The following is a 697-nucleotide window of genomic DNA, read 5'->3' as shown; positions in this document are numbered from 1 at the left end:
GATGTATAGAGTGGTCACCCAGTGCAGCGGCTATTTTATAACCGGAAAATTTGACCAGTTTAAGCGCAACATTCCCTACAGCGCCATAATTAATGCTTTTAATGAGTTAGTTCAGCAGCTTCTAACAGAAGGCACAAAAGAACTTAAGCGTTGGCGTGAACAACTCATGAAGATTCTTGGCCCCAATGGGCAGATTATGATTGATGTGATACCAAAACTTGAGCTGATTATTGGCCCACAACCCTCTGTTCCGGAGCTTTCACCTGAGGAGGTTAAAAACCGATTCGATCTTGTTTTTAGGAACTTTGTAACGGTGCTTTCGACACGGGAACATCCCCTGATGCTTTTCCTGGATGATTTACAATGGATTGATATGGCCTCATTGGAATTGATCAGGGTTTTTATGGAGACGTCTGCTATTAAGCACATGCTTTTAATTGGCGCCTATCGGGATAGTGAAATCAGCATGGCCCATCCCTTGTTTTTAATCTTAAATAAAATTCAGGAGGCGGGAACAAAGGTCGATCATATTTCCCTATCACCTTTAGAATTGCCCCACATCAATGAGTTTGTTTCAGACACCCTGAGCTGTGATCAGGAAGCCTCTCTTCCCCTGTCAAAGCTCGTATTGGCAAAGACGAACGGGAATCCCTTTTTTATTGGTTTGAAAAAGGAGGTCATACCGTGGAAAAGGCAT

At 43.0% G+C, this 697-nt stretch carries 1 protein-coding gene; it reads left to right on the top strand.

The genetic code is table 11. The annotated features are described in order from the left end of the window. Window positions 1–10: 10 nt before the first annotated feature. Window positions 11–697, top strand: a 687-nt coding sequence (locus AC3LHT_RS10585; RefSeq protein WP_488662872.1) for an ATP-binding protein, incomplete at its 3' end; no start/stop codon positions are given.

This window comes from Kosmotoga sp., assembly GCF_982836095.1.
Note: the sequence above shows the minus strand (reverse complement) of the source record. Positions and strands in the feature narration are given on the sequence as shown.